The following is a 725-nucleotide window of genomic DNA, read 5'->3' as shown; positions in this document are numbered from 1 at the left end:
CAGCAACTCGGCATAAAAACCGACAAACCCTTCAGCGTTACCCTGCGCACCTTGCACGGCGGTCGGCAGGAGGGCGTCAGCATCGTCGACATCGATAACGGCACGATGAAACTTTCGGTAGTGCCGACTCGCGGAATGAACGTCCTGCAAGCCTCGGTCGGCGATGTGCGCATGGGCTGGGATTCACCGGTCAAGGAAGTGGTCAATCCATCCTTCATCGAACTCAACGGTCGTGGTGGCCTGGGCTGGCTGGAAGGTTTCAACGAACTGGTCACTCGCTGCGGCTACGAATGGGTCGGCCACCCCGGCATCGACAACGGCGAACTGCTGACCCTGCACGGTCGCGCCGCCAATATCCCCGCGAACAAAGTCACCCTGCACATCGATGAAAAACCGCCATACGCCATCACCCTGCGCGGCGAGCTGAAAGAGCAGGCGTTCAAGAAAGTCGACTTCTCCGTCGCGACCGAACTGGTCACCGAACCCGGCAGCGTAGTGTTCGCCCTCAACGACACCCTGACCAACAACGGCGACTATCCGAAGGAATACCAGGCGCTGTACCACAGCAACTTCAGCACCCCGTTCCTGGAACAGGGCGCCCGGTTCGCCGCGCCGGTGAAACAGGTGTCGCCGTTCAACGACAAGGCCAAGGGCGATCTGCCTGACTGGCAAACGTACCGCGCACCGACCAGGGACTACGACGAAACGGTTTACAACGTGGTGCC

1 protein-coding gene is annotated in these 725 nt (G+C 60.4%); it reads left to right on the top strand.

Translation table 11 applies throughout. The annotated features are described in order from the left end of the window. On the top strand, positions 1-725 hold a 725-nt coding region (locus Q8X48_RS29780; RefSeq protein WP_407802666.1), incomplete at both ends, for a DUF4432 family protein.

The sequence above is a fragment of the Pseudomonas sp. QLc11A genome, from assembly GCF_052112305.1.
Classification (GTDB): domain Bacteria; phylum Pseudomonadota; class Gammaproteobacteria; order Pseudomonadales; family Pseudomonadaceae; genus Aquipseudomonas; species Aquipseudomonas laurylsulfatiphila.
Note: the sequence above shows the minus strand (reverse complement) of the source record. Positions and strands in the feature narration are given on the sequence as shown.